22 protein-coding genes and 1 pseudogene are annotated in these 24,947 nt (G+C 61.4%); 21 read left to right on the top strand and 2 right to left on the bottom strand.

From position 1 onward, the window contains the following. The first annotated feature begins 65 nt into the window (after positions 1 to 65). From treZ to ACS4RS_RS32525, 8 genes are all read left to right on the top strand, one after another. Entirely contained in the window at positions 66 to 1,859 is a 1,794-nt protein-coding gene (gene treZ, locus ACS4RS_RS32490; RefSeq protein WP_449314119.1) for a malto-oligosyltrehalose trehalohydrolase, read from the top strand. 5 nt (positions 1,860 to 1,864) lie between these two features. Then, entirely contained in the window at positions 1,865 to 3,733 is a 1,869-nt protein-coding gene (malQ, locus tag ACS4RS_RS32495; protein WP_449314142.1) for a 4-alpha-glucanotransferase, read from the top strand. Positions 3,734 to 3,905: 172 nt separating this feature from the next. After that, positions 3,906 to 4,067, top strand: a complete 162-nt coding sequence (locus ACS4RS_RS32500) for a hypothetical protein (RefSeq protein ID WP_439012306.1) — start codon at positions 3,906 to 3,908, stop codon at positions 4,065 to 4,067. Between the two features lie 364 nt (positions 4,068 to 4,431). Continuing rightward, positions 4,432 to 5,307 carry an EamA family transporter gene (locus ACS4RS_RS32505; protein ID WP_439012307.1) on the top strand — a complete coding sequence of 292 codons (876 nt, stop codon included), beginning with the start codon at positions 4,432 to 4,434 and terminating at the stop codon, positions 5,305 to 5,307. Between the two features lie 136 nt (positions 5,308 to 5,443). Then, positions 5,444 to 6,358, top strand: coding sequence for an ABC transporter permease subunit (locus ACS4RS_RS32510; RefSeq protein WP_439012308.1), 915 nt, complete (start codon positions 5,444 to 5,446; stop codon positions 6,356 to 6,358). Between the two features lie 3 nt (positions 6,359 to 6,361). Then, complete coding sequence (locus tag ACS4RS_RS32515; RefSeq protein ID WP_439012309.1) at positions 6,362 to 7,303, top strand: ABC transporter permease subunit; 942 nt, start codon at positions 6,362 to 6,364, stop codon at positions 7,301 to 7,303. Beyond that, positions 7,296 to 8,930 carry a dipeptide ABC transporter ATP-binding protein gene (locus ACS4RS_RS32520; RefSeq protein ID WP_439012310.1) on the top strand — a complete coding sequence of 545 codons (1,635 nt, stop codon included), beginning with the start codon at positions 7,296 to 7,298 and terminating at the stop codon, positions 8,928 to 8,930. Before ACS4RS_RS32515 ends, ACS4RS_RS32520 begins: the two co-directional genes overlap by 8 nt. Then, positions 8,927 to 9,874 carry a 2-hydroxyacid dehydrogenase gene (locus tag ACS4RS_RS32525; protein ID WP_439012311.1) on the top strand — a complete coding sequence of 316 codons (948 nt, stop codon included), beginning with the start codon at positions 8,927 to 8,929 and terminating at the stop codon, positions 9,872 to 9,874. The genes ACS4RS_RS32520 and ACS4RS_RS32525 overlap by 4 nt, the downstream gene beginning before the upstream one ends. 29 nt (positions 9,875 to 9,903) lie before the next feature. Here the strand turns inward: ACS4RS_RS32525 and ACS4RS_RS32530 are convergent, their stop codons facing one another. Next, complete coding sequence (locus tag ACS4RS_RS32530) at positions 9,904 to 10,623, bottom strand: FCD domain-containing protein (protein WP_439012312.1); 720 nt, start codon at positions 10,621 to 10,623, stop codon at positions 9,904 to 9,906. A 143-nt stretch (positions 10,624 to 10,766) separates the two neighbouring features. Between ACS4RS_RS32530 and araD the strand changes: the two genes are divergently transcribed. From araD to ACS4RS_RS32585, 11 genes and pseudogenes are all read left to right on the top strand, one after another. Next, positions 10,767 to 12,503 carry an L-arabinonate dehydratase gene (gene araD / locus ACS4RS_RS32535; RefSeq protein ID WP_439012313.1) on the top strand — a complete coding sequence of 579 codons (1,737 nt, stop codon included), beginning with the start codon at positions 10,767 to 10,769 and terminating at the stop codon, positions 12,501 to 12,503. A gap of 10 nt (positions 12,504 to 12,513) precedes the next feature. After that, on the top strand, positions 12,514 to 13,704 hold the full coding sequence (locus ACS4RS_RS32540) for an L-talarate/galactarate dehydratase (protein WP_439012314.1): 1,191 nt from the start codon (positions 12,514 to 12,516) through the stop codon (positions 13,702 to 13,704). A gap of 22 nt (positions 13,705 to 13,726) precedes the next feature. Next, complete coding sequence (locus tag ACS4RS_RS32545; RefSeq protein WP_439012315.1) at positions 13,727 to 14,437, top strand: ribonuclease activity regulator RraA; 711 nt, start codon at positions 13,727 to 13,729, stop codon at positions 14,435 to 14,437. Positions 14,438 to 14,553: 116 nt separating this feature from the next. Continuing rightward, a pseudogene (locus ACS4RS_RS32550) lies at positions 14,554 to 16,070 on the top strand (aldehyde dehydrogenase (NADP(+))). A 326-nt stretch (positions 16,071 to 16,396) separates the two neighbouring features. Continuing rightward, positions 16,397 to 17,917 carry an ABC transporter substrate-binding protein gene (locus tag ACS4RS_RS32555; protein WP_439012316.1) on the top strand — a complete coding sequence of 507 codons (1,521 nt, stop codon included), beginning with the start codon at positions 16,397 to 16,399 and terminating at the stop codon, positions 17,915 to 17,917. 71 nt (positions 17,918 to 17,988) lie between these two features. Further along, positions 17,989 to 19,050, top strand: coding sequence for an Ldh family oxidoreductase (locus tag ACS4RS_RS32560; RefSeq protein WP_439012317.1), 1,062 nt, complete (start codon positions 17,989 to 17,991; stop codon positions 19,048 to 19,050). A 171-nt stretch (positions 19,051 to 19,221) separates the two neighbouring features. Beyond that, positions 19,222 to 19,512 carry a hypothetical protein gene (locus tag ACS4RS_RS32565; RefSeq protein WP_439012318.1) on the top strand — a complete coding sequence of 97 codons (291 nt, stop codon included), beginning with the start codon at positions 19,222 to 19,224 and terminating at the stop codon, positions 19,510 to 19,512. Positions 19,513 to 19,547: 35 nt separating this feature from the next. Beyond that, a complete protein-coding gene (locus ACS4RS_RS32570) occupies positions 19,548 to 19,955 on the top strand; it encodes a hypothetical protein (RefSeq protein ID WP_439012319.1) in 408 nt (135 codons plus the stop codon). Positions 19,956 to 20,022: 67 nt separating this feature from the next. Then, positions 20,023 to 20,271, top strand: coding sequence for a hypothetical protein (locus ACS4RS_RS32575; RefSeq protein WP_439012320.1), 249 nt, complete (start codon positions 20,023 to 20,025; stop codon positions 20,269 to 20,271). Positions 20,272 to 20,585: 314 nt separating this feature from the next. Continuing rightward, positions 20,586 to 20,816 (top strand): hypothetical protein, encoded by a 231-nt coding sequence (locus ACS4RS_RS32580; protein ID WP_071088354.1) that lies wholly within the window; start codon positions 20,586 to 20,588, stop codon positions 20,814 to 20,816. 95 nt (positions 20,817 to 20,911) lie between these two features. Then, complete coding sequence (locus ACS4RS_RS32585; protein WP_439012321.1) at positions 20,912 to 21,175, top strand: hypothetical protein; 264 nt, start codon at positions 20,912 to 20,914, stop codon at positions 21,173 to 21,175. Positions 21,176 to 21,220: 45 nt separating this feature from the next. Here the strand turns inward: ACS4RS_RS32585 and ACS4RS_RS32590 are convergent, their stop codons facing one another. Next, the gene (locus ACS4RS_RS32590; RefSeq protein ID WP_439012322.1) at positions 21,221 to 22,291 is read right to left on the bottom strand and encodes a substrate-binding domain-containing protein; all 1,071 of its coding nucleotides are present in this window, start codon (positions 22,289 to 22,291) and stop codon (positions 21,221 to 21,223) included. Positions 22,292 to 22,473: 182 nt separating this feature from the next. Between ACS4RS_RS32590 and ACS4RS_RS32595 the strand changes: the two genes are divergently transcribed. Beyond that, positions 22,474 to 23,301, top strand: a complete 828-nt coding sequence (locus tag ACS4RS_RS32595; protein ID WP_439012323.1) for a transporter substrate-binding domain-containing protein — start codon at positions 22,474 to 22,476, stop codon at positions 23,299 to 23,301. A 64-nt stretch (positions 23,302 to 23,365) separates the two neighbouring features. Continuing rightward, entirely contained in the window at positions 23,366 to 24,904 is a 1,539-nt protein-coding gene (locus ACS4RS_RS32600; protein WP_439012324.1) for an ABC transporter permease subunit, read from the top strand. The last annotated feature ends 43 nt before the right edge of the window (positions 24,905 to 24,947 follow it).

The following is a 24,947-nucleotide window of genomic DNA, read 5'->3' on the forward strand; positions in this document are numbered from 1 at the left end:
GGCCGCTTTCACGTGTTCTGCGTGCGGACGAAACTTTTTGCTCCTGCAAAAGTTACCCAAATCCCATGCTCTTCACCAAAGGCTTTCCCTTGACCAATATGACGTTCGGCCCCGCATTCACTGAAGACGGTATGCTGTTTCGGCTCTGGGCACCCCTGCATGAAAGCGTGTCGTTGAAAATCGAAGGCGCCGATCCGCAGCCGATGCAGGCGGCGGAAGATGGCTGGCATCGATGCACCGTTCCGAATGCCCATGCCGGCACACGCTATCGCTTCGTCCTGCCGGACGGTCTTGAAATTCCCGATCCCGCCTCGCGGTTCCAGCCACAGGATGTGCACGGTCCGAGCGAAGTGGTCGACCTGTCCTCCTATCGCTGGAAGACGAGCGACTGGACCGGCCGGCCATGGGAGGAAATGGTCGTCTACGAGATGCATATCGGCTGCTTCACCCCGGAGGGGACTTTCGAAGCTGCGATCGAACGGCTCGATCATCTGCGGGAGCTGGGTGTCACGGCGTTGCAGATCATGCCGGTCAGCGAATTCCCCGGCCGTTACAGCTGGGGTTATGACGGTGTGCTGCCCTATGCCCCCGACAGCAGCTATGGCCGCCCGGAAGATTTCATGGCGTTGGTCGATGCAGCGCATGAGCGCGGCGTCTCGGTATTCCTCGATGTGGTCTACAATCACTTCGGGCCTGACGGGAATTATATCTCTTCCTATGCACCGCTCTTTACCGACCATCACAAGACACCCTGGGGCCACGGCATCAACTATGACGGCGACGGATCGCAGATGATCCGCGAATTTGTCATCGAGAACGCCATCTACTGGATCACCGAATTCAGGCTCGACGGCTTCCGCTTCGATGCCGTTCACGCCATCAAGGACGATAGCGACGAGCATCTGCTTCACGAGCTTGCCCGCCGCGCCAGGGCTGCAGCCGGCGACCGGCATATTCATCTGATTGTCGAAAACGAGGAGAATGACAGCGATCTGCTAAAGCGCGACGAAAAAGGCGCAGCGAAGCTGTTCACCGCCCAGTGGAACGACGACGTGCACCATGTGCTGCATATCACTGCCACCGGTGAAACCTTCGGCTATTATGCCGATTACGCCGGCGATGCTGGCAAGCTCGGCCGGGCTCTGGCGGAAGGCTTCGTGTTCCAGGGAGAACATATGCCCTATTCCGGCGGGAATAGGGGCAGGCCGAGCGCTCACCTGCCGCCGACGGCTTTCATCTCCTTCATCCAGAACCATGATCAGATCGGCAATCGGGCGCTGGGCGACCGGGTCATGGCGTCGAGCCCGGCCGATGCCGTCAAAGCTGTCATCGCCATCTACCTGCTGGCGCCGGAGATTCCGATGCTGTTTATGGGCGAGGAATGGGGCGCTGCAGAGCCTTTCCCGTTTTTCTGCGATTTCGACGAGGAGCTGAACAAGAAGGTCAGGAAGGGCCGTCGCGAGGAGCTTTCGCGTCTGCCGGGCTTCGACGCCGACGACCTTCTCGACCCGACGGCGCCGTCGACCTTTGCTGCGGCCAAGCTGGATTGGTCGAAACGCGCGTCCTCCGAGGTCCTCGATTTCTACAGAACACTGCTCGACCTCCGGCACCGGAAGATCGTTCCGTTGCTGAAAGGTGTGACATCCGGAAGCGCCGTCTATCGCTCGACGGGAAATGCAATCGCAGTCGATTGGACCCTGGCGGAAGGCCGGCATCTCCATCTGCGCGCCAACCTCGGCGACGACGTGGCGGCGTTCGAATCACAACTGGACGATGCTGCGACGATATTCCGCCTTGGCGGAAGCGACGGCGGCGGTCTTGCGCCCTGGGCAGTGATCTGGAGCCTGAGCGAGGCGTGACGGCGGTGGGAGGAGAAGGTCGAAAGACGAAATCCGTAGAGCTCGACAGGCTCGCCCGCCGCCATGGCATCAGCCCGACGCGGCCCAGTCCCGAGAACGGGGAGGTGGCTATTTCCGCCGCGACCAAGCGCAAAATACTTTCGGCATTGAACATTGAACTGACGGAGGATCAAGGGACCGGCGCGGCGCGGCGGAAGACGAAGCCGGATGGCAGGAAAATTCCGGTGTCGTTTCTGCCGGATTTTCTGTCCGAGACACGGGTCTGGGGCGTGAGCCTGCAGCTTTACGAGCTCCGGTCCGAACGAAACTGGGGCATAGGAGACTTCCAGGATCTGGCCGATATGGCCGATCTGGCGGGATCGTTGGGGGCCGATTTCATCGGCCTCAATCCGCTTCACGCACCGTTCCTCGCCGATCCCGACCGCTGCAGCCCGTATGAACCCTCAAGCCGCCAGCATCTCAACCCACTCTGTATCGCGGTCGATCAAGTGCCGGGGTTTGCCGGCAATCCCGAACGAGAACAGGAATTGGAGCGCCTTCGCCAATCCGATCTCGTCGACTACATCGGCGTCGCGCGGACCAAGCTTGGAGCCCTTCGTGAGCTGTGGTCGGCACGGCGACAGAGCCGTGTTGATGACGAGGCCGATTTCGATGCTTTTGTCGGACAGGGCGGCGACAGCCTGAGGCTGCATGCGTTGTTCGAATGCCTCTCCTCATTCATGGTCGAGCGCGGGGCGGGTGCCGGCTGGCAACGATGGCCGGCCGAGTTCCAGCGCTTCGACAGCGCCGCTGTCGGCGATTTCGAACGCGAGCATGCAGATGACGTTCGCTTCCACATGTGGCTGCAATGGCTCGCCCACCGCCAGCTGATGCAGGCGGCAGATCGGGCACGCAAGGCCGGCCTCAGGATAGGGCTCTATCTCGATCTTGCCGTCGGGGAGGCGGTCGACGGCTCGGCGACGTGGAGCGAGCCGGAGATCTATGTCTCGCAGGCCACGATCGGCAGTCCTCCCGATCCATTCGCCGTTGATGGGCAGGACTGGCACCTTGCCGGATACCTGCCGTCCGAAATTGCCGGAGGGAAGATGTCGCCTTACCGGCGCATGGTCGGCACCGCCATGCGCTACGCGGGCGCCATTCGCATCGACCACGCGCCGGCGATCCGCCGCCTTTTCCTGGTTCCGTTAGGCAGCAGGCCGGATAGCGGCGCCTATGTCCGCTATCCCGAGGACCGGCTGCTGCAGATCCTCGCCGAGGTTTCGGCCGAACATCGATGCCTTGTCATCGGGGAGGCCCTCGGAATGATCCCGGAAGGCTTGCAAGAGGATCTGGCTACCGCCGGCATTCTGTCCTACCGGATCCTTTCCTATGAACAGGACGAGACGGGCTTCAAGCCCGCCGATGCCTATCCCGTCCTCGCGCTCGCCTGCATTTCGACGCATGACCACCAGACGCTTGCCGGCTGGTGGCGCGGCGCCGACATTCAGGATCGCTGTGAACACGGTATCGTGCCGCCCGATCTCACCGAAGAACATCTCAAACGCCGCATGCGCGAGCGAAGGTTTCTCAAAGCGGTCTTCAGGGACGCCGGGCTCGACCCGCCGCCCCGGCTCGCGGCGGAGCGGGCAAGCCGAGAGGCGCTGCAAGATCTGACGGTGAGCGCCTATCGTTTCATTGCCCGCACTCCATCGCTGCTGACATCGGTGCGGCTTGCCGATCTCACCGACGAGAAAGCGCCGACCAATATTCCGGGCACCAGCGACAGCTATCCGAACTGGAAGCCGAAGCTTTCGGTTTTGCTGGAGGATCTGCTGTCGGTCCCGCTGCTCAAGCGCGTGACGGCGGCAATGCGGGAGGAAAGGCCGCGCGAGTGATCGGGTTCGGGGCAGCCTCGCGCTTCCGCTTCGCCAATGGAAATCGGTCGGGGAAGGAACGAATAGGAAGCCGGCGAATTTTCATCAAATAAGCACAGGGAATGCCGAGATGAGGGCCTTTCCGCTGTCGCCGCTTTAAATGCGGCACGACCAATATGATGGAAACAAGATCATGACGACTGCATTCATCCTTATCGCATTGGCCCTGATCATCATCTACGCCGGCCCGACGTTGCTGTTCCTCTGCGTCGGCTATGCCGACTATATGCTGGAGCGCCGACGACACTTGATCGCGCTGAAGCACGCCGTGAGGCGTCGCAGCGACGAGCTTTAGCAGTCCGCTAAAAAAGAGCTAGCTTTTGGCCTGAGTTCACGCTTCCCCCTTGACGGGGATGTCGAGGGAGTTTGGATGCGCCGCGGGCACGATCCCACGGGTCGCTGTTTCCGCATGTCGATCTTGAGGTGCGCGTTCAGACCCGGCATCCGCTTCGGGGAGGGTTGCCAGCCGCCAGCCGTTGGGCTGAGATAACATAGCCGGACTTCCGGGAGTCGCCGCTTAGCTTCATTCCTTCAAAAACTAATATATTTGTATTTTAGTGTGGACGGCCGCTGACGGATCGGGATAAGACCGTTGCGGCAGATGCAGGTCAGCGCGGATATATGGCATGGCCTGCACTCGTTCGATCAGGAGAAACGGAATGCAGCCCGGTCGCACAGGCCTTGCCGTCTGCATGATGGTGGCCGCCGCCTTTTTGAACAGTCTCGACGCAATTATCGTGCGCTTGCTGGCCGGCGATGTACATCCATTGATGATCGGGTTTTTTCGGTCGTTTTTCGGACTTCTTGCCGTCTCGCCGTGGATCGTGTCTCGCGTTGGTCTGAGAGCCTCTCCCTACCGCGTCCTGCATGTCGTGCGTGCGGGTCTGAAACTTGCTTCGCTGGTCGCTTTGTTCATCGCTTTTGCGCATGCGCCGCTCGCCGACGCCACAGCCATCAATTTCACCATGCCGATGTTTCTCGTTCTCGGTGCGTGGCTTGTGCTGAATGAACGTGTCGGCGTTTCCAGCGTCGCTGGCATCGTGGCAGGCTTTATCGGCGTCATGATCATCATTCGACCTGGAGCGTCCGGCTTCGACCAATGGCTGCTTTTTGCGCTGGCGGGAGCGGTCTTGACGGCGGCCAGCCAGTTGCTGCTGCGGCGAATGGCGTTGAGAGACAGCACCGACCGGCTGGTTGCATGGAATCTGATCACGACGGTGCCGCTTGGCCTGATCGTCATGCTGCCGGTCTGGTCAATGCCGAGCTTGAGCCAACTGGGGCTGCTCGCCATGCAGGGGGCACTCGGGGCATTTAACATGACGCTGATTACTCGCGCCTTTGGTATGGCGGCGGCAAGCGTTCTGGCGCCGCTCGACTTTCTCAGGCTGCCGGTGGTGGCCCTGATGGCCTTTTTCTTCTTCTCGGAAATTCCTGCGCCCCAGACGTGGATCGGGGCGGCGGTCATCATTGGCGCAACCATCGTCGGCACGGGCGGTATGGCGTGGAGACGGAAGCCGCCGGTTGATAAGAGCTGACGAATTTAAGAAAGGGGGTTCACAAAAATTCTAGATGCACTAATATTTCAGTTTGCGCCTGTCGGCAGGGAGCGTGACGGCCGACAAGCGATGACCAGGCTAACGGTCCCCATGGGTTTCACTCGGGAGGAGTGGCATGAAGAGTTTCATCGGCAAACGCGCGATCGCCAGCGGCGTATCGCTCGTGGTGCTTATCGTCATCGTGTTCTTCCTGTCCCGGCTGACCGGCGATCCGACCGACCTCTACCTGCCGATTGATGCGACCACGGAAATGCGCCAGCAATTTCGTGAAATGAATGGGTTCAACGATCCGCTGATCATCCAGTTCGGCCGTTATGTCACGGATCTCGCGCAGGGCAACTTCGGTCAGTCGCTTCGGCAGGCTCGTCCTGCCATGGACGTCGTGCTGGAGGCCTTCGTCTGGACCTTCTTGCTGGCTGTCATCACCATGACGCTGGTCACGGTTGCTGCGATCGTCATTGGTTCGCTCGCGGCGTTTCGCGTCGGCGGTGTCTTCGATCGTCTTGCTACCTTCTTCTCGCTAATCGGCGCTGCGGCCCCGGATTTCTGGCTTGCCATCGTGGCGATCGTCATTTTCGCAGTCAAACTGCATGTCCTGCCGACATCCGGAACGGGAACCTTCTGGCACTGGGTCCTGCCGGTCGGCGTGCTGTTCATCCGGCCCTTCGGCCTGATCCTGCAGGTGGTGCGCGGCTCGATGATCAGCGTTCTGTCTTCCGCCTACGTCAAGACGGCGCGCGCCAAGGGCGTCCGTTCGAACTCGATCATCTTCGTTCACGGATTGCGCAACGCCATGCTGCCGGTGATCACCGTCATCGGCGACCAGGCGGCCGCCATCTTGAACGGTGCCGTCGTCGTCGAAACGGTGTTTGGTTTTCCAGGAATCGGCAAGCTGATGATCGATTCCATCCTGCTCCGCGATTTCGCCGTCGTGCTGGCCGTCATCATGGTCTCGGCGTTGGCGATCTTCATCATGAACCTGTTGATCGACATTGCTTATGCGCTGCTCGATCCGCGCATCCGGTATTGAGCGATGGCGATGACCGACACACAAATCCTCGTCGAGAAAAAACCGAGCGGCCCGATCGGGCGCTGGCTGACCATGCTGTGGGCGGACAAGCTGGCTTTCTTCGCCGCTCTATTCCTGCTGATCGTTCTTCTCTGTGCGCTGTTCGGCCCGTTTCTGCTGGAGGGCATCGCCACCAAGCAGAACCTGCGGGGCCGAAACGCTCCGCCCTTCGATATCACCCGCGGATGGCTTTACGTCCTTGGCGCCGATGCCCTGGGCAGGCCGCTTCTGGCCCGCGTCGTCGTGGCGGCGCAAAATACCATCCTGGTTGCCGCGGCGGCGGTGTTTGCATCATCTGTCGTCGGCACGGCGCTCGGTCTGGTGGCCGGTTACAGCCGCTCTTCCGCCGCCCAATGGATCATGCGCCTCGGCGACGTCATCATGTCCTTTCCGTCGCTGCTTCTGGCGGTGATCGTGCTTTATATGCTCGAACCCTCGGTCACCAATATCGTCCTCGTCCTGGCGATTACCCGGATACCCATCTATCTGCGCACCGCCCGCGCCGAAGTGCTTGAGGTGCGCGAGCGGATGTTCGTGCAGGCGGCCAAGGTCATGGGGGCATCGAACCGGCGCATCGTCTTCCAACACATCCTGCCGGTGATCTTTCCGACGCTGGTGACCATCGCCACGCTTGATTTCGCCTTCGTCATGCTGGCGGAATCCTCGTTGTCGTTCCTGGGGATCGGCATTCAGGCGCCTGAGATCACCTGGGGTCTCATGGTTGCCCAAGGGCGGCCCTATCTCACCAATGCCTGGTGGCTGTCCTTCTGGCCCGGCCTTGCAATCATCCTGACGACGCTGTCGCTCAATCTTCTGTCGAACTGGCTGCGCATCGCACTTGATCCGACGCAACGCTGGCGGCTTGAAATGAGAGGCCGGGAAATGAGAGGCAAGAAAAATGGCTGAACATCTTCTGGACGTTCGCAACCTTTCGGTCGAGTTCCACACGCTCAGCGGTACCGTCAAGGCGGTGCAGGACGTGAACTGGCATCTCGATCGCGGCGAGACGCTGGCAATCCTCGGGGAAAGCGGTTCGGGCAAGTCGGTTTCCGCCTCGGCGATCATGAACCTGATCGACATGCCGCCCGGCAAGATCACCAGCGGCACCATTCTCCTGAATGGGCGCGACATGCTAACAATGACGCCCGAGGAGCGGCGTTCGATCAACGGCGCCAGGATCGCCATGATCTTTCAGGACCCGCTGGCCCATCTCAACCCGGTCTACACGGTCGGCTGGCAAATCACCGAAATGATGACAACGCATGGTCAGTCCGCCGAGCAGGCCCGTGCCAGGGCGCTCGAACTCATGGAGCGGGTTGGCATCACCGATCCGCAGACGGCAATGCGAAAATATCCGTTCCAGTTCTCCGGCGGGCAGCGGCAGCGCCTGATGATCGCCATGGCGATCGCATGCAAGCCTGACATCCTGATTGCCGATGAGCCCACCACCGCGCTGGATGTCACGGTGCAGGCGCAGGTGCTCGAACTTCTGCAGGAATTGCAGCAGGAAACCGGAATGGGCCTGTTGCTGATTACCCACGATCTCGGCGTCGTCGCCGAGATCGCCGATCGGGTCGTGGTGATGAAGTCAGGCTGCGTCGTCGAAACCGGCAATGCGGCCGAAGTTTATCGCAACCCGCGGAACGCCTATACGAAAAAACTGATCGCTGCCGCCCCCGGGAAGGGGGCGATGGCGCAAGAGCGTGACCGGCAGGGCGAGCCGCTGCTGCGCGCTATCGGCTTGAAGAAGAGTTTCGGCGCATTCCAGGCCCTGAAAGGCGTGGACGTCGTCATCATGCCAGGCGAGACCGTCGCGGTTGTCGGCGAGAGCGGCTCCGGCAAATCGACTCTCGCCCGGGCGATCGTTCGTCTCGACGATCCGCAGGAGGGCCAGGTCCTCTACCGCGGCAGCGATCTGCTGGCGATGACCTCGAGAGAAATATTCGGGCTGCGTCGCGATTTGCAGATGGTCTTTCAGGACCCGACGCAGTCGCTCAACCCGCGGATGACCGTGTTCCGGCTGATTTCCGAGGCCTGGGTCATTCACCCGGATATCTTGCCGAAAGCGAGATGGAAGGAGAGGGTGGCCGAATTGCTGGTCAAGGTCGGCCTGAAGCCGGATATGGCGGACCGGTATCCGCATCAGTTTTCCGGCGGCCAGCGCCAGCGCATCGCCATCGCCCGGGCGCTGGCGATGGAGCCGAAACTGATCATCTGCGACGAGGCGGTTTCGGCGCTCGACGTGTCGATCCAGGCACAGGTGATTGCCTTGCTCGAGGGCCTGCGCCGCGAATTCAACCTGTCCTACCTTTTCATTGCACACGATCTGCCAGTCGTTCGCGATTTCGCCGATCGCGTCATCGTCATGAAGGCCGGCGAGATCGTCGAGGAAGGGCCGGTGGCCCAGATCTTCAACGCGCCCTCCCACCCCTACACCCGGGCGCTGCTTGCCGCCGGCCTCGATCCCGATCCCGAAATCCAGGCCACAAGGCGGGCCACACGCCGCACACAGGAAGGACTTGTTCCCGCATGAAGCCCGATATCATCGTCGCCTATCCGCTCCGGTCCCGTCAGATGGCAGTGCTGGAGGAAGCCTATACGCTGCACCGGCTGGATCTTGCAGAAGGCGAAGAGCGGGATGCTCTGCTTCAGAAAGCCGGCCCGATCTGCACGGCTCTGGTCTGCAACGGCCACGTGACGATCGACGAGGCGCTGCTTGCGAAATTGCCGGCACTGAAGCTGGCCGCCTGTTCCTCGGCGGGCTACGACCAGATGGATGTCGAGGCGATGACGCGACGCGGCATCAAACTCACCAACACGTCCGAGGTGCTGTGCGACGACGTTGCCGACACGGCGCTGCTTCTGATGCTGGCGGCGCGACGGCGCCTGCCGGAAGGTGACCGTTATGTGCGTTCCGGCGATTGGGGGCGCAAGGGCATGATGCCGCTGACGACGTCGACCTCGGGAAAGCGGGCCGGGATCGTCGGCCTCGGCCGCATCGGTATGGCGATTGCCAGGCGATGCGAAGCTGTCGGGCTCACTGTCGGCTATTATGGGCGGACGAAAAAAGCCGGCAACGATTTTGTCTATTTCGACGAACCGGTAAAACTGGCGGACTGGGCCGATATCCTGATCGCGGCGACGCCGGGTGGGGCCTCGACCGAAGGGTTGATTTCTGCCGAGGTGCTGAACGCGCTCGGGCCGATGGGCAGCTTCATCAACATTGCCCGCGGCACTGTGGTCGATGAGCCGGCCTTGATCCGGGCCTTGCAGGAGCGGCGGATCGCGTCGGCCGGCATTGATGTCTATCTGAACGAACCCAATCCGGATCCGCGCTTGGCAGCGCTCGATAATGTTGTGCTCTATCCCCATCACGCCAGCGGCACCGAGGAAACGCGCGATAGGATGGCGCAATTGACGGTCGACAACCTTGCCGCTTTCTTCGCAGGCAGGCCGCTGCTGACGCCGGTCAATTGACCCCGGCGGAAAGCCACGGCGCGGCGGGGTCAGACGAAGTAGTCCGGGAACTCCTTTCTGAGGTCTTCCACTTTTGCGACTGTACGGCTGAGATGCTCGCGGATCGCATCGACGGCGCCCTGTTCGTCGCGGGCGGCAATCGCGTCGATGATGGCGTGATGACCATCGAGGATGCTCGTGATCTTGCCCTTTTCGGGCAGATGCAGACGGCGAATGCGTTCGAGATGGCCGGACCGCTCGCGAACCAGTTGATGCAGGCTGCTACGCTTGGCGCCTGCGAACAATGTCTGGTGAAAGAGTTCGTCGAGCTCCTGGAAGATGGCAACCTGGTCGACGTCGTCGGCGACCGCAGACTGCATTTTGATGATCGAGCGGGCGCGCGTGATGACGCTCGGATCCGGATCCGGATCGGTCGCCAGGCGACGGCAGACTTCCGATTCCAGCGCGACGCGAAGGAAATGCGCCTCGTAAATTTGGAGGACGTCGATCCTGGTCACCACAGTGCGGGACTGCGGATAAATGCGCACCAGACCTTCTTGTTTGAGGAGCTGCAGCGCGTCGCGAATGGGAGTCTGGCTGACTTCATAGGTCTCGGTAAGCTCGGTTCGCGACAGCGTGGTGTCCGGGGGCAGCTGAATGGTGATGATGCGCTTTCTGAGATCATCATAGACGCGCTGGACGGTGCTGCCGGCCGCGGCTGGAAAACCGGGCGCAGTCAGGCCGAATGTGGAAGCGAACTGGGAATTCATGTGAGGCAATCCTTTCACTCCATTCATAGCTTTGCACGACCTAATGCACAAGAATGCAAAGTTGCCGTTGATATATATGGGAAACTAAAATATCAGTTGAAAGAGCAAGCGTAGTTGAGTGCGCAAAAAGATAGGAGAAAGCCGTGACCGCGAGGAAAACTTACGAGCAATTGCGGTCGGCCCGATGGATGCTGCCGGATGATCAGCGTTCGTTCGGTCACAGGTCGCGGACCATGCAGATGGGTTATGCGCCGGAGGATTGGCAGGGAAAGCCGATCATTGCCGTCATCAACACCTGGTCGGACGCCCAGCCGTGCCACATGCATTTCCGCGAACGCGCCGAATGGGTGAAGCGCGGAATTCTTCAGTCGGGCGGATTTCCCATGGAACTGCCTGCACTTTCCCTTTCCGAAAACTTCGTCAAGCCGACCACCATGCTTTATCGCAACATGCTGGCGATGGAGACCGAGGAACTGTTGCGCAGCCATCCTGTCGACGGCGCCGTTCTGATGGGCGGCTGCGACAAGACGACGCCCGGCCTTGTCATGGGTGCAGTCAGCATGGGCATTCCCTTTGTTTATCTGCCGGCCGGCCCGATGCTTCGCGGCAATTACGCCGGCAAGACGCTCGGCTCCGGGACCGACGGTTTCAAATATTGGGACGAGCGGCGTGCTGGCACGATCACCAAGGAGGAGTGGCAGGGCATCGAAGGCGGAATTGCCCGCAGCTACGGCCATTGCATGACCATGGGAACGGCATCGACCATGACGGCGATCGCCGAGGCTATGGGATTGACGCTGCCGGGCGCTTCCTCCATTCCGGCGGCCGACGCCAACCACCAGCGCATGTCGGCGGCCTGCGGCCGCCGCATCGTCGATATGGTGTGGGAGGATCTGACGCCCGACCAAATCATCACCCCGGCGGCCGTCGACAATGCCGTCACCGTCGCCATGGCGACCGGCTGCTCGACCAATGCGATCATTCACCTGATCGCCATGGCCCGGCGCGCCGGCGTGCCGCTGAAGCTCGATGACCTTGATCGCATTGGTCGCACGACGCCTGTTCTTGCCAACATCCGTCCTTCCGGATCGACCTACCTGATGGAGGATTTCTTCTATGCCGGCGGCTTGCGGGCGCTGATGAAGCAACTCGGCGACAAGCTCGATCCAACCGCGATTACCGTCACGGGAAAACCGCTGGTGGATGGCCTCGACCAGGTGAAGATCTACAATGACGACGTCATCCGGCCACTGTCGAACCCGGTCTATCACGAAGGCTCGCTGGCGGTGCTCAAGGGAAACCTGTGTCCCGATGGCGCGGTCATCAAGCCGGCGGCCTGCGACCCGAAATTCCACCGCCATTGCGGCCCGGCGCTGGTCGCCGACAGCTATGCGGAGATGAAGAAGATCATCGACGATCCCGATTACCCCCTGAAACCGGAGACGGTGCTGGTGCTGCGCAATGCCGGCCCCCAGGGCGGGCCCGGCATGCCGGAATGGGGCATGATCCCGATGCCGAAGGCGCTGTTGAAACTCGGCCTGCGCGACATGGTGCGCATCTCCGATGCCCGCATGTCCGGAACCAGTTTCGGTGCCTGTGTGCTGCACGTCGCGCCGGAATCCTACATCGGCGGGCCGCTGGCATTGCTGAAAACGGGCGACATGGTCGAGCTCAACATTCCGGCGCGCAGCCTCAATATGCAGGTTTCGGAAGAGGAAATTTCAGCGCGGCGGGCCGCCTGGGTGGCGCCGACGAGGCACTATGAGCGCGGCTACGGCTTTATGTTCTCCCGCCATATCGAGCAGGCCGACAAGGGCTGCGACTTCGACTTCCTGACGACGGAATTCGGTGGCAAGACGCCTGAGCCGGCCATCAACTGAGGGCACGATGATGTTTGATCCCAATCGACGCACGATCCCCGCGCAGCCGCCCAAGGCCGGCCTTGCGGCCGGTCCGGCCAAGCTGGACGCCATCCGATCGGTGACGCTGTCGCTCGCTTATCTGCCGTTGGTGCGGCCGATCAGCGACGCCAAGGTCTTGACGGGCCGGCAGAAGCCGCTGACGGAGGTGGCGTTTCTGTTTTGCGAGATCGTCTCCGACGCGGGCCATAGCGGTCTTGGCTTCAGTTACTCGAAGCGGGCAGGCGGCCCCGCTCTCTATGCACATGCCTGCGAGATTGCCGACAACCTGATAGGCGAGGACCCCAACGATACAGCACGGATATGGGACAAGCTCTGCTGGGCCGGCGCCTCGGTCGGCCGTTCCGGCATCGCGACGCAGGCAATTGCTGCTATCGACATCTGCCTCTGGGATATGAAGGCGAAGCGTGCCGGCCTGCCGCTGGCGAAACTGCTCGGCGCCCATCGCGACAGCGTCGCCTGCTACAATACGTCAGGCGGCTTCCTGTCGTCGAGCGTCGAGGAAATCCGCGATGCCATCGATCACTCGATTGCCTCCGGCATCGGCGGCATCAAGATCAAGGTCGGGCAGCCGGACCCGATGATCGATCTTCGCCGGCTCGATGCGGTGACCAGCCATATCGATGGCCGCGTGCCGCTGATGGTCGATGCCAACCAGCAATGGGACCGCACCACGGCGTTGCGCTTCGGTCGGCTGGTCGAGCCGCTCAATCTCGAATGGATCGAAGAGCCGCTTGATGCCTATGACGCCGAGGGGCATGCCGCATTGGCGCGTGAACTCGCCACACCGATCGCCACCGGCGAGATGCTGGCAAGCGCCGACGAACATATGGCCCTGATCCGCACCGATGCGGTCGACTTCATTCAGCCGGATGCGCCGCGGGTCGGCGGCATCACGCCCTTTCTGCGCATCTGCACGCAAGCCGAGGCGAAACGCATGCGGCTGGCGCCGCATTTCGCCATGGAAATCCATCTGCATCTGGCGGCCGCCTATGCGCACGAGCCGTGGGTGGAGCATTTCGATTGGCTGGCGCCGCTGTTCAACGAACAGCTCGATATCAGGGATGGCCGGATGATCGTGCCCGCCCGTCCGGGGCTTGGTTGCAGCCTGACGGGCAAAGCCCGTGACTGGACCGTGGAAACGCACAGCTTCGGCGGCTGAATTTGAACGAGGAGATGGAAATATGAACCCCGCAACCCGTGAAAAGCTGATGGGTGTATCGGTCGCGACGCTCTGCTCGGCGCTGTTCAAGCGAGGCCTGAGAAACCAGACGGTTCAGGATGTTCGGCCGGTGCAGTCGAAGGGCCGCAACATGGTGGGACCGGCCTTCACCCTGCGTTACATGCCGGCACGCGAGGACCGCAATGCGATGAACGTGTTTCGGAACCCTAAACACCCGCAACGGCTTGCCATCGAGACCTGCCCGGACGGCCATGTTCTGGTGATGGACAGCCGCAAGGATCCGCGTGCCGCCTCCGCCGGCGACATCCTGATTACCAGATTGATGATGCGCGGCGGCGCCGGCGTCGTCACCGACGGCGGCTTCCGCGACGCCATGACCATCGGCGGCCTTGATATTCCCGCCTACCACCATCGTCCCTCCAGCCCGACCAACCTCACGCTGCACGAGGCGATCGACATCAACGTGCCCATCGGCTGCGGCGACGTGGCGGTCTTCCCGGGCGACATCATGGTTGGCGACGACGACAGCGTGATCGTCATCCCGGCTGAGATCGCCGACGAGATCGCCGACGAAGCGGTCGAAATGACCGCATACGAAGACTTCGTCACGGAACGCGTCAAGCAGGGACATACGATCATCGGCCTCTATCCGGCCACCGATGAAAGCAATCTGACGCTCTTTGCCGCATGGCGGAAGGTAAACGGCCGCTAGAACAGGATGATATGAGGCCCGAAAACCGCCGACACTTTTCGGCATCATGTTCTACCCGGCGCATCTTGCGCAATCACCGCACGAGGACGGAGCGAGGCTCCGCCAAGGAGATCACAATGAGCTGGACCCCTTCAGGCAGGCATCTTATCGCCGGCGAGTGGATTGCCGGAACAACGACCTTTCGCTCCGAGCCGGCGCACGGCCCGGCGCATGACTTCGCTGTCGGCACGACGGAACTGGTCGACCGCGCCTGCCGCGCTGCCGAAGCCGCTTTTGCGGCGTTTTCTGCAAAGACATGCGAGGAGCGCGCTATTTTCCTCGAGGCCATCGCCGAGGAAATCGACAGACGCGGCGAGGCCGTTACCCTGATCGGAACCGAGGAAACCGGGCTCCCGGAAGGCCGGCTCAATGGCGAGCGCGCCCGCACCACCGGCCAGCTCAAGCTGTTTGCCGAGCATATCCGCAAGGGCGCGCATCTTGACGCTCGTATCGACGCGGCGCAACCCGATCGGCAACCGGCGCCGCGGCCGGAGATCCGTCTGGTGCAGCGGCCGATCGGCCCGGTCGCCGTCTTCGGCGCCTCGAATTTTCCGCTGGCATTCTCGACGGCCGGCGGTGATACGGCGGCCGCGCTTGCCGCCGGCTGCCCTGTCGTGGTGAAAGGACATTCAGCCCATCCCGGCACCGGTGAGATCATTGCCGAGGCGATCGCAGCGGCTGTCGAACGCACCGGAATGCCGACCGGCGTCTTCAGCCTGATCCAGGGCGGGCGTCGCGATGTCGGTACCGCCCTGGTGACCCATCCCGCCATCAAGGCCGTCGGCTTTACCGGATCGCTTGCCGGCGGTCGTGCGCTGTTCGACCTTTGCGCCCAGCGCCCCGAGCCGATCCCGTTTTTCGGGGAACTCGGCAGCGTCAATCCGATGTTCCTGCTGCCGGCTGCGACCGTTGCCCGGGCCGAGGCGATCGGTTCAGGCTGGGCCGGTTCGCTGACGCTTGGCGCCGGCCAGTTCTGCACCAAACCCGGTATTGCCGTCGTGGTTGACGGACCAGCGGCAGACAGGTTCACCGGCGCTGCCAAGTCGGCTCTCGAAAAGGTGGCGCCGCAGACGATGCTGACGAAAGGCATTGCCGCCGCCTATCACGACGGTGTCGAGCGCATGCAGGCGAGCAATGCCGTCGCGCCGGTTCTCTCTGTCGAGAGCGCTGGCCGGGACGCCGGCCCGAACCTGTTCGAGACCAGTGGCTCGGCCTGGCTTGCCGATCACTCGCTCAGCGAAGAGGTGTTCGGTTCTCTCGGTCTCATCGTGCGCGTCGGCTCACCGGAAGAGATGCTCACCTTGCCGAAAGCTTCCGGGGACAGCTGACTGCGACGATCCACATGGACGACGCAGATCTTGGCCTTGCCCGCGACCTGTTGCCGATCCTCGAAATGAGGGCGGGCAGATTGCTGGTCAATGGCTTCCCAACCGGCGTCGAGGTTGTCGATTCCATGGTGCATGGCGGACCCTATCCGGCCTCCACCAATTTCGGTGCGACCAGCGTCGGGACCATGTCGATCCGCAGGTTTCTGCGCCCGGTCGCTTATCAGAATTTCCCCGCCGGCCTGTTGCCCCAAGATCTGCGCAATTGAAACCGAGGAGTGCAAAACCGACCGCGGGGACGAAACTTCGCGATCATCCGCCGGCTTCGAGGCAGGCCCAATGGGTGCGCGCCGCTGACCGGGTCTTACCATGAAGAGATGCGCGGACTGACGCGCTTCGCCACGGCTAAAAAAACGAGGATTCAGACGGTGACAGTTCGTGTTTCGGGCGCCGCGCTTGATCACACTTCTCAACTAGTATATTAGTGCCCTTATGTATTAGGGTGGCTATCGCAGGAGGAGGCGAATGCCGGATCAACGAAAGACAACACAAGGTTTGTTGTAACAGCGCCGCCGGCGCGTGGGAGGAGAACGAAATGAAACTGCATTTGGTAGCTGCCTGCTTTTCAACCGGGGTGATCGGGCTGAGTATCGGCTCGGCTCACGCTGAAGATGCCAAGAGCAACGTCACTGTTGTGCTTGCCGAAACCGTCAATGTCGTCGAGCCCTGCATGGCAGCGCGCCAGGACGTTGGCCGGGTCATTTCTGAAAACGTCAACGAGATGCTGGTGGAATTCGACTACGTCAATGGCGGCCTCAAACCCCGCCTGGCGACGGAATGGTCGAAGATCGACGACGACACCTGGGAATTCAAGCTGCGCCCGAATGTCAAATGGCATGATGGGAAACCGTTCACCGCCAAAGACGTCCAGTTCACGATTGAGCGCAACAAGAACAAGAAGCTCAGCTGTGAGACCGGCGGCAAATATTTCGGCGGCACGGAATTCAGCTTCGAGACGCCTGATGCCAACACGATCCGCATTACCACAAAACCGGCGCAGCCGATTCTTCCGTTGCTGATGACGGTCATGGCCGTCGAGTCGGCCGAAGCGACACCTGCGGACGAATTTACTCGCAATCCGATCGGCACCGGCCCCTATACGTTCAACAAATGGGAAATTGGCCAGTCGATCGTGCTGAAGCGCAATCCGGACTATTGGGGGGACAAACCGCAAGTGGAACAGGCGACCTATCTGTTCCGCTCAGATAGCGCTGTCGCGGCGGCGATGGTCGATGCCGGCGAGGCGGATATCGTTCCGGCCGTATCGGTGCAGGATGCCACCAACAAGGAAACCGATTTCGCCTATCCGAATTCGGAGACGACCTCGCTGCGCATCGATACCCGTGTAGCACCCCTCAACGACCGGCGCATCCGAGAAGCGATGAACCTCGCCATCGATCGTCAGGCCATGCTCGGAACGCTGTTTCCAGAACAGGCAAAGATCGCCACACAGCTCGTCGTACCCACAACGATCGGCTACAATGCCGACATCCCCGCCTGGCCCTACGATCCCGAAAAAGCAAAGGAACTTGTCAAAGCGGCAAAAGCCGACGGCGTACCGGTCGATCAGCAGATCCGCATCATCGGCCGCAACGGGCAATATCCCAACGCCACCGAAGCGATGGAAGCGATGATGGCCATGCTTCAGGACGTGGGCTTGAACGTCAAGCTCGACATGTACGACGTTTCCGTGTGGAACGGCTATTTCGTTGCACCCTTCGTCGCCGATTCCGGTCCGACATTGACCCAGTCGCAGCACGACAATGCCACCGGCGATCCCGTCTTCACCGCATTCGTGAAATACGCAACCGACGGTTCTCACTCCATGGTTCGGGATCCCGCGGTCGACGCCCTTATCGCCAAGGCGACCTCAGCCACCGGCGACGAGCGCACGAAACTCTGGAAGGAACTTTTCGCCAAGGTGAACACCGAGATCATCGCCGATATCCCGATGTTCCATATGGTCGGTTTCACCCGCGTTTCGCCGCGTCTCGACTTCAAGCCGACGATCGCGACGAATTCCGAGCTGCAGCTGTCGCAGATCCGCTTCAAGTAAGCTGGCTTGCGGACTTAGGCGCGGGCCACGCCCTTTCGGATGGCCCGCGCTTTCCATGACATGACGGATGGATGCCTATGCCGCTGATTGACCGCATTGCCCTCACCCAATTCGCCGAGCAGATATTGACCGGCGCCGGGATGGAGCCCGACAAGGCCGAAACGACAGCTGCCGTCCTGGTGGAAGGCGACATGATCGGCCATGAAACGCATGGCGTCAGTCTGCTGAACTGGTATGTCGAAGCGTTGGCGGACGGTTCCCTGGCGAAATCGGGCAGCTATGAGGTGGTCAATGACCGCGGCGCGGCCTTTGTCTGGGACGGCAGATCCTTGCCCGGCGCATGGCTTTTGACCAAGGCAATCAACCAGGCCTGCGAACGCGTACGCGATCATGGCGTCGTCACCGCGGCAATCCGAAACTGCCATCATACCTGCGCTCTTTCGGCCTTCATGCGGCAGGTTACCGAGCAGGGCCTGATCGTGCAGCTGTCGGTGTCGCATCCCGCGGCAAGCCGTGTCGCGCCCTATGGCGGCACCAGGCCGCTCCTGACGCCGAACCCGATGGCGGCCGGTTTCCCGACATCGGAGGATCCGATCCTTATCGACGTATCGGCTTCGATCACCACCACGACGATGACGCAAAACCTGGCGAAGGCCGGCAAGAAATTCCCCGAGGCCTGGGCTTTCACCGCCGCGGGCGAGCCGACCGATGATCCGCGCGAGGTGACCGAACGCGGCGGAACGATGATGCCCCTTGGCGGCCAATTGAAGGGACACAAGGGCTTTGGGCTCGGGCTGATCGTCGAATTGCTGGGGCAGGGGCTGTCCGGCAAGGGCCGGGCGAACGCGCCGCCTGGCGTGTTTTCGCAAAGCGCCTTTCTTCAGGTCATCGATCCCGCCTTTTTCGCCGGGCTGGATGCCTTTACCGCGCAGTCCGATTTTCTCGCCTCTGCCTGCCGCAGCAACCCTTCCGCGCCTTGGAACAATGGCCCGGTCCGCATGCCGGGTGACAGCGCGGCACGAAGGCGCCGCGCGGCGTTGCAGGATGGCGTGCCGGTCGGCGATGCGGCTTGGGAGAAGCTTTGTCGACACGCCGAGATGCTGGGCTTGCCTATTCCTGCAATCGCCGCCTGAAGGCCTTCAAGGTCGGGCTCGAACGCCAAGCCCATACGCTCAAGGCGAGCCTTATGCTGTTGGGCAACTTGTTGCGACGTCTCCAGCCGATTCTGGAACAATGTCCGTCTTCCCCTGTTACATTGGCGATGGAATGAGTGACGCCGAAAGCGCGGAACGGCTGGAGGTTCTATGAAGCGGACCACGGGATTTGGGCTGGTCTTTGCCGTTATTCTGACGGGCTGCACGACCGGCGAAGGATATTACACGTCGGCTGGACTGGCCCCCATCCCCGGCAGCATCACCTATAATGGCCAGCCTCGCACGAAATTGACGAAATCACCCGTGGGTTCTTCTTTCCCACACAGCTTCACGGATCAATGGGGACGGCAGGTCGAGGAAATTTACATCATCCGGCCCGACCGGAGCTTGCTGATTGCAGAACGGCACTATCGGCCGGTCTTCTCGTTCGATGACGACTAGCACAGAGTGACCACTGTTTGCGAAGGAGATGGATCATGCCGCGACGCAAGAGCACGGAGACGGCCACCCTCAACCCCGAAGGAAGCAAGATCGGCGAGCCGGTGCCGAAAGCCGTCATCGATATTAATACGGCCTCTGTCGGCGTTCCCCGGCAGCCGGATCACGGCCTGGGCGAGGAGTTGAGCGCGCTGCGACAGCAAATCGACGCGCTCCAGCAGAAAATCCTCGATGGCAGCCGATCGGTAAAGGGAGGGGCCGGGAAAGCGATGCGTCAGACGGAAGCGGCGGCGAAGCTCTATCCGGCCTCGACCATCCTTGTCGTTGCGGCTGTCGCGGCTGCATTCGCCTTCGCCGGACGCCGCGCCTCTTTGCCGCGCCGTCGCCATCAGTCGGCGTTGCGCGAGTTGAGGGATCTCTACGACACGATCCGCGCGCGCATCTGACAAGATTTCGGGATTGTCAGCATTCCGATTATGCCCGACACTTGCTCATTCAAGCGAGGGCAACTGCATGCTCGACATCATCATACAAAGCGCTCTTGATATTGTCGGGCGCACGGAGCGCCTGATCGAGGCCAGCAAGCGGCTACTGGTCAGTGATGGTCTTGACGAAGTCGAGGTGTACGAACTCGATTGCGAGATCGAGCGGCTCGGGGATGCGGTTTTCGTCGTGGACGAAGCCATTCGGTCACTAGCACGCACCGTCGGATACTGGCCGCACGCCGCCCGCACCCATGGAATACATAGAACATTGCATTGATGGGCTGTGGTTGCCCGGGGAGACCGACACCTCACAATGCCCGTTTCGGACAAGTTTTCGAGCCGTGATCTGCATGTCACGCCGATGTCACGCGACCGTGGAAACAATATGTGCTTGATCGGAGTCTATACTGTGAGGTCAAGTCTCTGACCTGGAGGTCGCCGGTTCGATTACCGGAACTGACCGCTTGGTCGCTTGGTCGAATTTTGAGCGCATTGGAGACACTCGATGAGGGATGTGTTGTCGACTATCACGCGTATCCTGAGCTGGGGACGGCCGGGCCAATACTGCGATCATTTTGCTGGGGCATCACGATGAGTTCGAAGCGCTCCAGGCGAAAATCTCAGCCCCACGAATTCATCTTTCCGGTTCATACGCGCACGATCGCACAGATCAGGTACGACAGCCTCAGCCGCGTGATGACGGTTGTCTATCACGACGGCCGCTCGACGACGACGACCGGCATACAAGGCCCGGCGATGCTGAGGATCCTTGCCCAGCGTCCGCTGGAGCGCTCGCCGTTTCTGTTGCAGACGGTCATCTAAGGCTGAAGTCGTCGCCGAAATCCGCATGATCGTGCATCCATTTCGCGCGGGCTGCGTTCATCTCCAATAGTCAGAACCTAATGGAGGGAAATCCGATGACCTTTCCGTCGCCGAAAACCGAGGCGCCCGCGCAACGCTTCAAAGAGGCGAGCAATGCCGCGCGCGACGCATTGGAAGGACTGATTGCAGCCGCCAATGAAGCCGGATGGGCAACCGAAGAGATAACCGCGGCGCTGCTTGAGGCCGCCCAGTTTCTGTGTGAGGCCAACAAGAAAGATCCCGATCCGGCCGACGATCCCGCTATCAGCGACACATCTGCCAGGCAGGAGCAGATTGGTCATGGCGAGCTCTATGACTAAAGGATATTCTGTTCTAAATTAAAGAGTTAGAACATGATGCTAATCTCACTGGCTGATCGTTGCCACGGAGCCGCGCACGACAAGGCTCGTGGCGACACGCAGATGCTCGACGGCAAGCGGGGTGCGCTCGATACGGGCGACGAGCCGTTCGCCGGCGAGTTTGCCCAGCTCGTAGACGCGCTGGTCGACGATGGTGATCGGTGGCACGGTGACGCTTGTCCAGTCGGCGTCCAGAAAGGAAATCATCGAGACATCCTGCGGGATCGACAGGCCGAGCGATTGCAGCGACTTGAAAATGCGCAAGCCGACGAGACTGTCGGATGCCAGCAGCGCCGTCGGCGGCGCAGCTTCCGAAAGCAGACGTTTCATCACGGCGTCCGTCTGATGCTGGTCCGTGGCGCCGAGTCTGATGTAATGAAGAGGGTTCGGCAAGCCCGCCTCGGTCAGGGCGCTGACGAAGCCTTCCACGCGTTCGCGCACGGCGGAATTCGAGATAAGCGCGATATCGGTGAACCCGCCTTCCCCAACGTCCATGGCGGAGACATAGGCGAGGCGGCGATGTCCTTGGCCGATCAGATACCGGGTCGCGGCGAGGGCTGCCTCCCGGTCGTCGCCGGTCACGGCGTCGACATCGAGTTCCGGGATGGCCCGGTCGAACAGAACCAGCGGCACCCCGGCACGGCGGACATGCTGAAGGTGATCGAGGCGGTCGCATCGGGCTGGCGTGACGATCAGGCCATCGACGCGCTTGCCGATCAACAGGTCGACCGCTGATCTTTCCGCATCGAGTTGTTCGCCCGAATTGGCGATGATGATGTTGTAGCCCGCAAGGCGGGCCGCATCGCTGATGCCGCGCACAGCCAGGCTGAAAAAGGCGTTCTCGATATCGCCGACAACGACGCCGATGATGCCGGACCGTCCCGTGCTCATGCTCCGGGCGAGCTCGTTCGGGCGGTATTCGAGCGCGGCGGCTGCCGCCATCACCTGATCCTTGATCTGGGCGCTGACGACGCCGTAGCCGCCGAGCACGCGGGCGGCCGTCGCCTTCGAGACCTTTGCGGCCTTCGCAACGTCGGCGACCGTGACTGGCCGTTTCGGATGAGCGGAATCTTCCATAACCGAGGACTACAAGAGTTGTTGACGACCGGTCAATTGACAGATATCAATTATGTCGTGAGACCGGTCTCTTTATATCAGAGACCGGTATCCTGCCCACAAATCTCTGCCGCTGATGCGCGGCAGGATGTGGGCGAGCCAACATGCCGACAAGAGCATTCCTTTCAGAGCGGAGAACGACGATGAAGCCTTTTGAAACATTTGCGGCCACCCTTTCCCCATTGCGGGCCGGCATTTTGACGTGCCTTCTTGCGATGGGGGCAGGCTCTGCGGTTGCGGCCGACAATCCTTATAACCTGATCGAGACGGGGATGATCAGCGTCGGAACGATGGGTGATTCCAAGCCCTATACATTTGCGACAGCCGACGGTCAGTTCACCGGTTTCGATATCGAGTTGTTTCTCAACGTCGTCTCCCGCCTCGGCTTTCCGAAAGACAAGGTGACGTTCACGGGCCAGGAATTTTCAGCCCTCCTGCCGTCGGTGGCAAACGAACGGTTCGACGTTGCCGTCGCCGCGATCGGCACCACCGAAGCCCGCAAGAAGACCGTCGATTTTTCCGACGGCTATCTTGCCGGTTATCTCTCGGTTTTGACCGCGGATGCGGGCATTAAGGATGCCGACGGCCTCAAGGGCAAGCGTCTCGGCGTCGTACAGGGGACCTTGCAGGAAGTCTATGCGGCCAAGAATTTCGGCGGGACTGACCTAGTGAAATTCCCCGACAACAATTCCGCTGTCGCCGCCCTCAACAACGGAACGGTCGATGCACACTTCCTCGACTACGAGGCGGCCAAACAATATGGCGAGCGCTATCCCGCGCTGAAGATTGCGGTCAACATCCCCTCCTTCGATGCGCCGGCGGGCTTTGTGATCCGCAAGGGGAATGACGCCTTCCGCACGGCGCTGAACGGCGCCCTTCACGACGCGATGCAGGACGGCACCTGGAAGACCCTCTACGAAAAATGGTTCCCGGGCTCGCCGATGCCGGACCAGTATCTTCCCAAGAAGTGAGGCCGCAGACCGTCCGCTCCGGCGGACGGCGTCATGCCCGGCAAGGGCTTCGATGGGGATCTCGATGAACTGGCTTGAAAATCTGCGCCGCAGCTTCCTGGATTGGGACGCCATGGCGGAAGTGCTGCCGAGCATGATCAGCGTCGGCCTGAAGAACACCCTGATCCTGGCCGCGGCCTCGACCGTGCTCGGCGTCGTCATCGGCATGGCTCTCGCCGTGATGGGCATCTCGCAGTCCCGCTGGCTGCGGCTGCCGGCACGCGTTTACACCGATATCTTTCGCGGCTTGCCGGCGATCGTCACGATCCTGATCATCGGTCAGGGTTTTGCCCGGATCGGACGAGAGATCTTCGGCCCGTCGCCATTCCCGCTCGGCATCCTGGCGCTCAGCCTTATCGCCGGGGCCTATATCGGCGAAATCTTCCGCTCGGGCATTCAAAGCGTCGAGCGCGGCCAGATGGAAGCCTGCCGGGCGCTCAGCATGAGCTACGGTGAGGGCATGCGCCTGATCGTTATTCCGCAGGGCATCCGGCGCGTCCTGCCGGCGCTGGTCAATCAGTTCATCGGAAACGTCAAGGATTCCAGCCTCGTCTACTTCCTCGGATTGCTCGCTTCCGAGCGGGAGATATTCCGCGTCGGGCAGGATCAGGCCGTCGTAACCGGCAATCTGTCGCCCTTGCTGCTGGCGGGCCTCTTCTATCTCGTCATCACCGTGCCGCTCACCCACTTGGTCAACTATATCGACTTGAGACTGCGCCTGGGAAAACAGGGCCGCGGCTCGGGTGCTGCGAGCGGTTTGGCCGAGGTCAGCGAGTTGCAAGCCGCTGCCGTCCCGCAGCCCGCGGCCAAATCTTCGGCAGAGACGAAGCCGCGCTTCCAGGGCGGCGCCCTGAACATCCGGGATCTCAGCATGGCCTATGGCGATCTCGACGTGCTGAAGGGTGTCGACCTCGACATCGCCGCCGGGACCGTCACCTGCATCATCGGCCCCTCCGGCTCGGGCAAATCGACGCTTTTGCGCTGCATGAACAGGCTGGTGGAACCGAAAGGCGGCGACATCCTGCTCGATGGCGACAGCATTCTGGCCATGAAACCGGAACGGTTGCGCCGGCAGGTGGGGATGGTGTTCCAGCACTTCAACCTCTTTCCCGATCACACAGCACTTGAGAACGTCATGCTTTCCCTGACGAAGATCAAGAAGATGCCGAGGCAGGAGGCGCGACGCATCGCCGAGGCGCGTCTGGCCGAGGTCGGTCTTGCCGAGCGCAGGGATCATCGCCCGGCAGGGCTATCGGGCGGGCAGCAGCAGCGCGTCGCCATCGCGCGGGCTCTTGCCATGGATCCGGAGCTTATCCTGTTCGACGAAGTCACGAGTGCGCTCGATCCCGAACTGGTCAAGGGCGTTCTCGACCTGATGGCGGCGCTTGGCCGCCAGGGCATGACCATGGCCGTGGTCACGCACGAGATGGGATTTGCGCGCAGGGTCGCCGATCAGGTGGTCTTCATGGATGAGGGCCGCATCGTCGAGGCCGGCTGCCCACAGCAGATCTTCGACAATCCCCAAAGCGAGCGGCTGAAGCGCTTCCTTGCCGAAGTCCTCTAGCCCCTGACGTGTAGCATGCCGCCGTCGTCTTTCACGACGGATG

The sequence above is a fragment of the Rhizobium sp. F40D2 genome, from assembly GCF_051810745.2.
GTDB lineage: Bacteria > Pseudomonadota > Alphaproteobacteria > Rhizobiales > Rhizobiaceae > Rhizobium.

Excerpts from the sequence above, each read along its gene's own strand:
- treZ (WP_449314119.1), top strand. The coding sequence starts at position 66 with ATGCTCTTCACCAAAGGCTTTCCCTTGACCAATATGACGTTCGGCCCC.
- ACS4RS_RS32500 (WP_439012306.1), top strand. The coding sequence starts at position 3,906 with ATGACGACTGCATTCATCCTTATCGCATTGGCCCTGATCATCATCTAC.
- ACS4RS_RS32505 (WP_439012307.1), top strand. The coding sequence starts at position 4,432 with ATGCAGCCCGGTCGCACAGGCCTTGCCGTCTGCATGATGGTGGCCGCC.
- ACS4RS_RS32510 (WP_439012308.1), top strand. The coding sequence starts at position 5,444 with ATGAAGAGTTTCATCGGCAAACGCGCGATCGCCAGCGGCGTATCGCTC.
- ACS4RS_RS32515 (WP_439012309.1), top strand. The coding sequence starts at position 6,362 with ATGGCGATGACCGACACACAAATCCTCGTCGAGAAAAAACCGAGCGGC.
- ACS4RS_RS32520 (WP_439012310.1), top strand. The coding sequence starts at position 7,296 with ATGGCTGAACATCTTCTGGACGTTCGCAACCTTTCGGTCGAGTTCCAC.
- ACS4RS_RS32525 (WP_439012311.1), top strand. The coding sequence starts at position 8,927 with ATGAAGCCCGATATCATCGTCGCCTATCCGCTCCGGTCCCGTCAGATG.
- ACS4RS_RS32530 (WP_439012312.1), bottom strand. The coding sequence starts at position 10,623 with ATGAATTCCCAGTTCGCTTCCACATTCGGCCTGACTGCGCCCGGTTTT.
- ACS4RS_RS32540 (WP_439012314.1), top strand. The coding sequence starts at position 12,514 with ATGTTTGATCCCAATCGACGCACGATCCCCGCGCAGCCGCCCAAGGCC.
- ACS4RS_RS32545 (WP_439012315.1), top strand. The coding sequence starts at position 13,727 with ATGAACCCCGCAACCCGTGAAAAGCTGATGGGTGTATCGGTCGCGACG.
- ACS4RS_RS32555 (WP_439012316.1), top strand. The coding sequence starts at position 16,397 with ATGAAACTGCATTTGGTAGCTGCCTGCTTTTCAACCGGGGTGATCGGG.
- ACS4RS_RS32560 (WP_439012317.1), top strand. The coding sequence starts at position 17,989 with ATGCCTATGCCGCTGATTGACCGCATTGCCCTCACCCAATTCGCCGAG.
- ACS4RS_RS32565 (WP_439012318.1), top strand. The coding sequence starts at position 19,222 with ATGAAGCGGACCACGGGATTTGGGCTGGTCTTTGCCGTTATTCTGACG.
- ACS4RS_RS32570 (WP_439012319.1), top strand. The coding sequence starts at position 19,548 with ATGCCGCGACGCAAGAGCACGGAGACGGCCACCCTCAACCCCGAAGGA.
- ACS4RS_RS32575 (WP_439012320.1), top strand. The coding sequence starts at position 20,023 with ATGCTCGACATCATCATACAAAGCGCTCTTGATATTGTCGGGCGCACG.
- ACS4RS_RS32580 (WP_071088354.1), top strand. The coding sequence starts at position 20,586 with ATGAGTTCGAAGCGCTCCAGGCGAAAATCTCAGCCCCACGAATTCATC.
- ACS4RS_RS32585 (WP_439012321.1), top strand. The coding sequence starts at position 20,912 with ATGACCTTTCCGTCGCCGAAAACCGAGGCGCCCGCGCAACGCTTCAAA.
- ACS4RS_RS32590 (WP_439012322.1), bottom strand. The coding sequence starts at position 22,291 with ATGGAAGATTCCGCTCATCCGAAACGGCCAGTCACGGTCGCCGACGTT.
- ACS4RS_RS32595 (WP_439012323.1), top strand. The coding sequence starts at position 22,474 with ATGAAGCCTTTTGAAACATTTGCGGCCACCCTTTCCCCATTGCGGGCC.
- ACS4RS_RS32600 (WP_439012324.1), top strand. The coding sequence starts at position 23,366 with ATGAACTGGCTTGAAAATCTGCGCCGCAGCTTCCTGGATTGGGACGCC.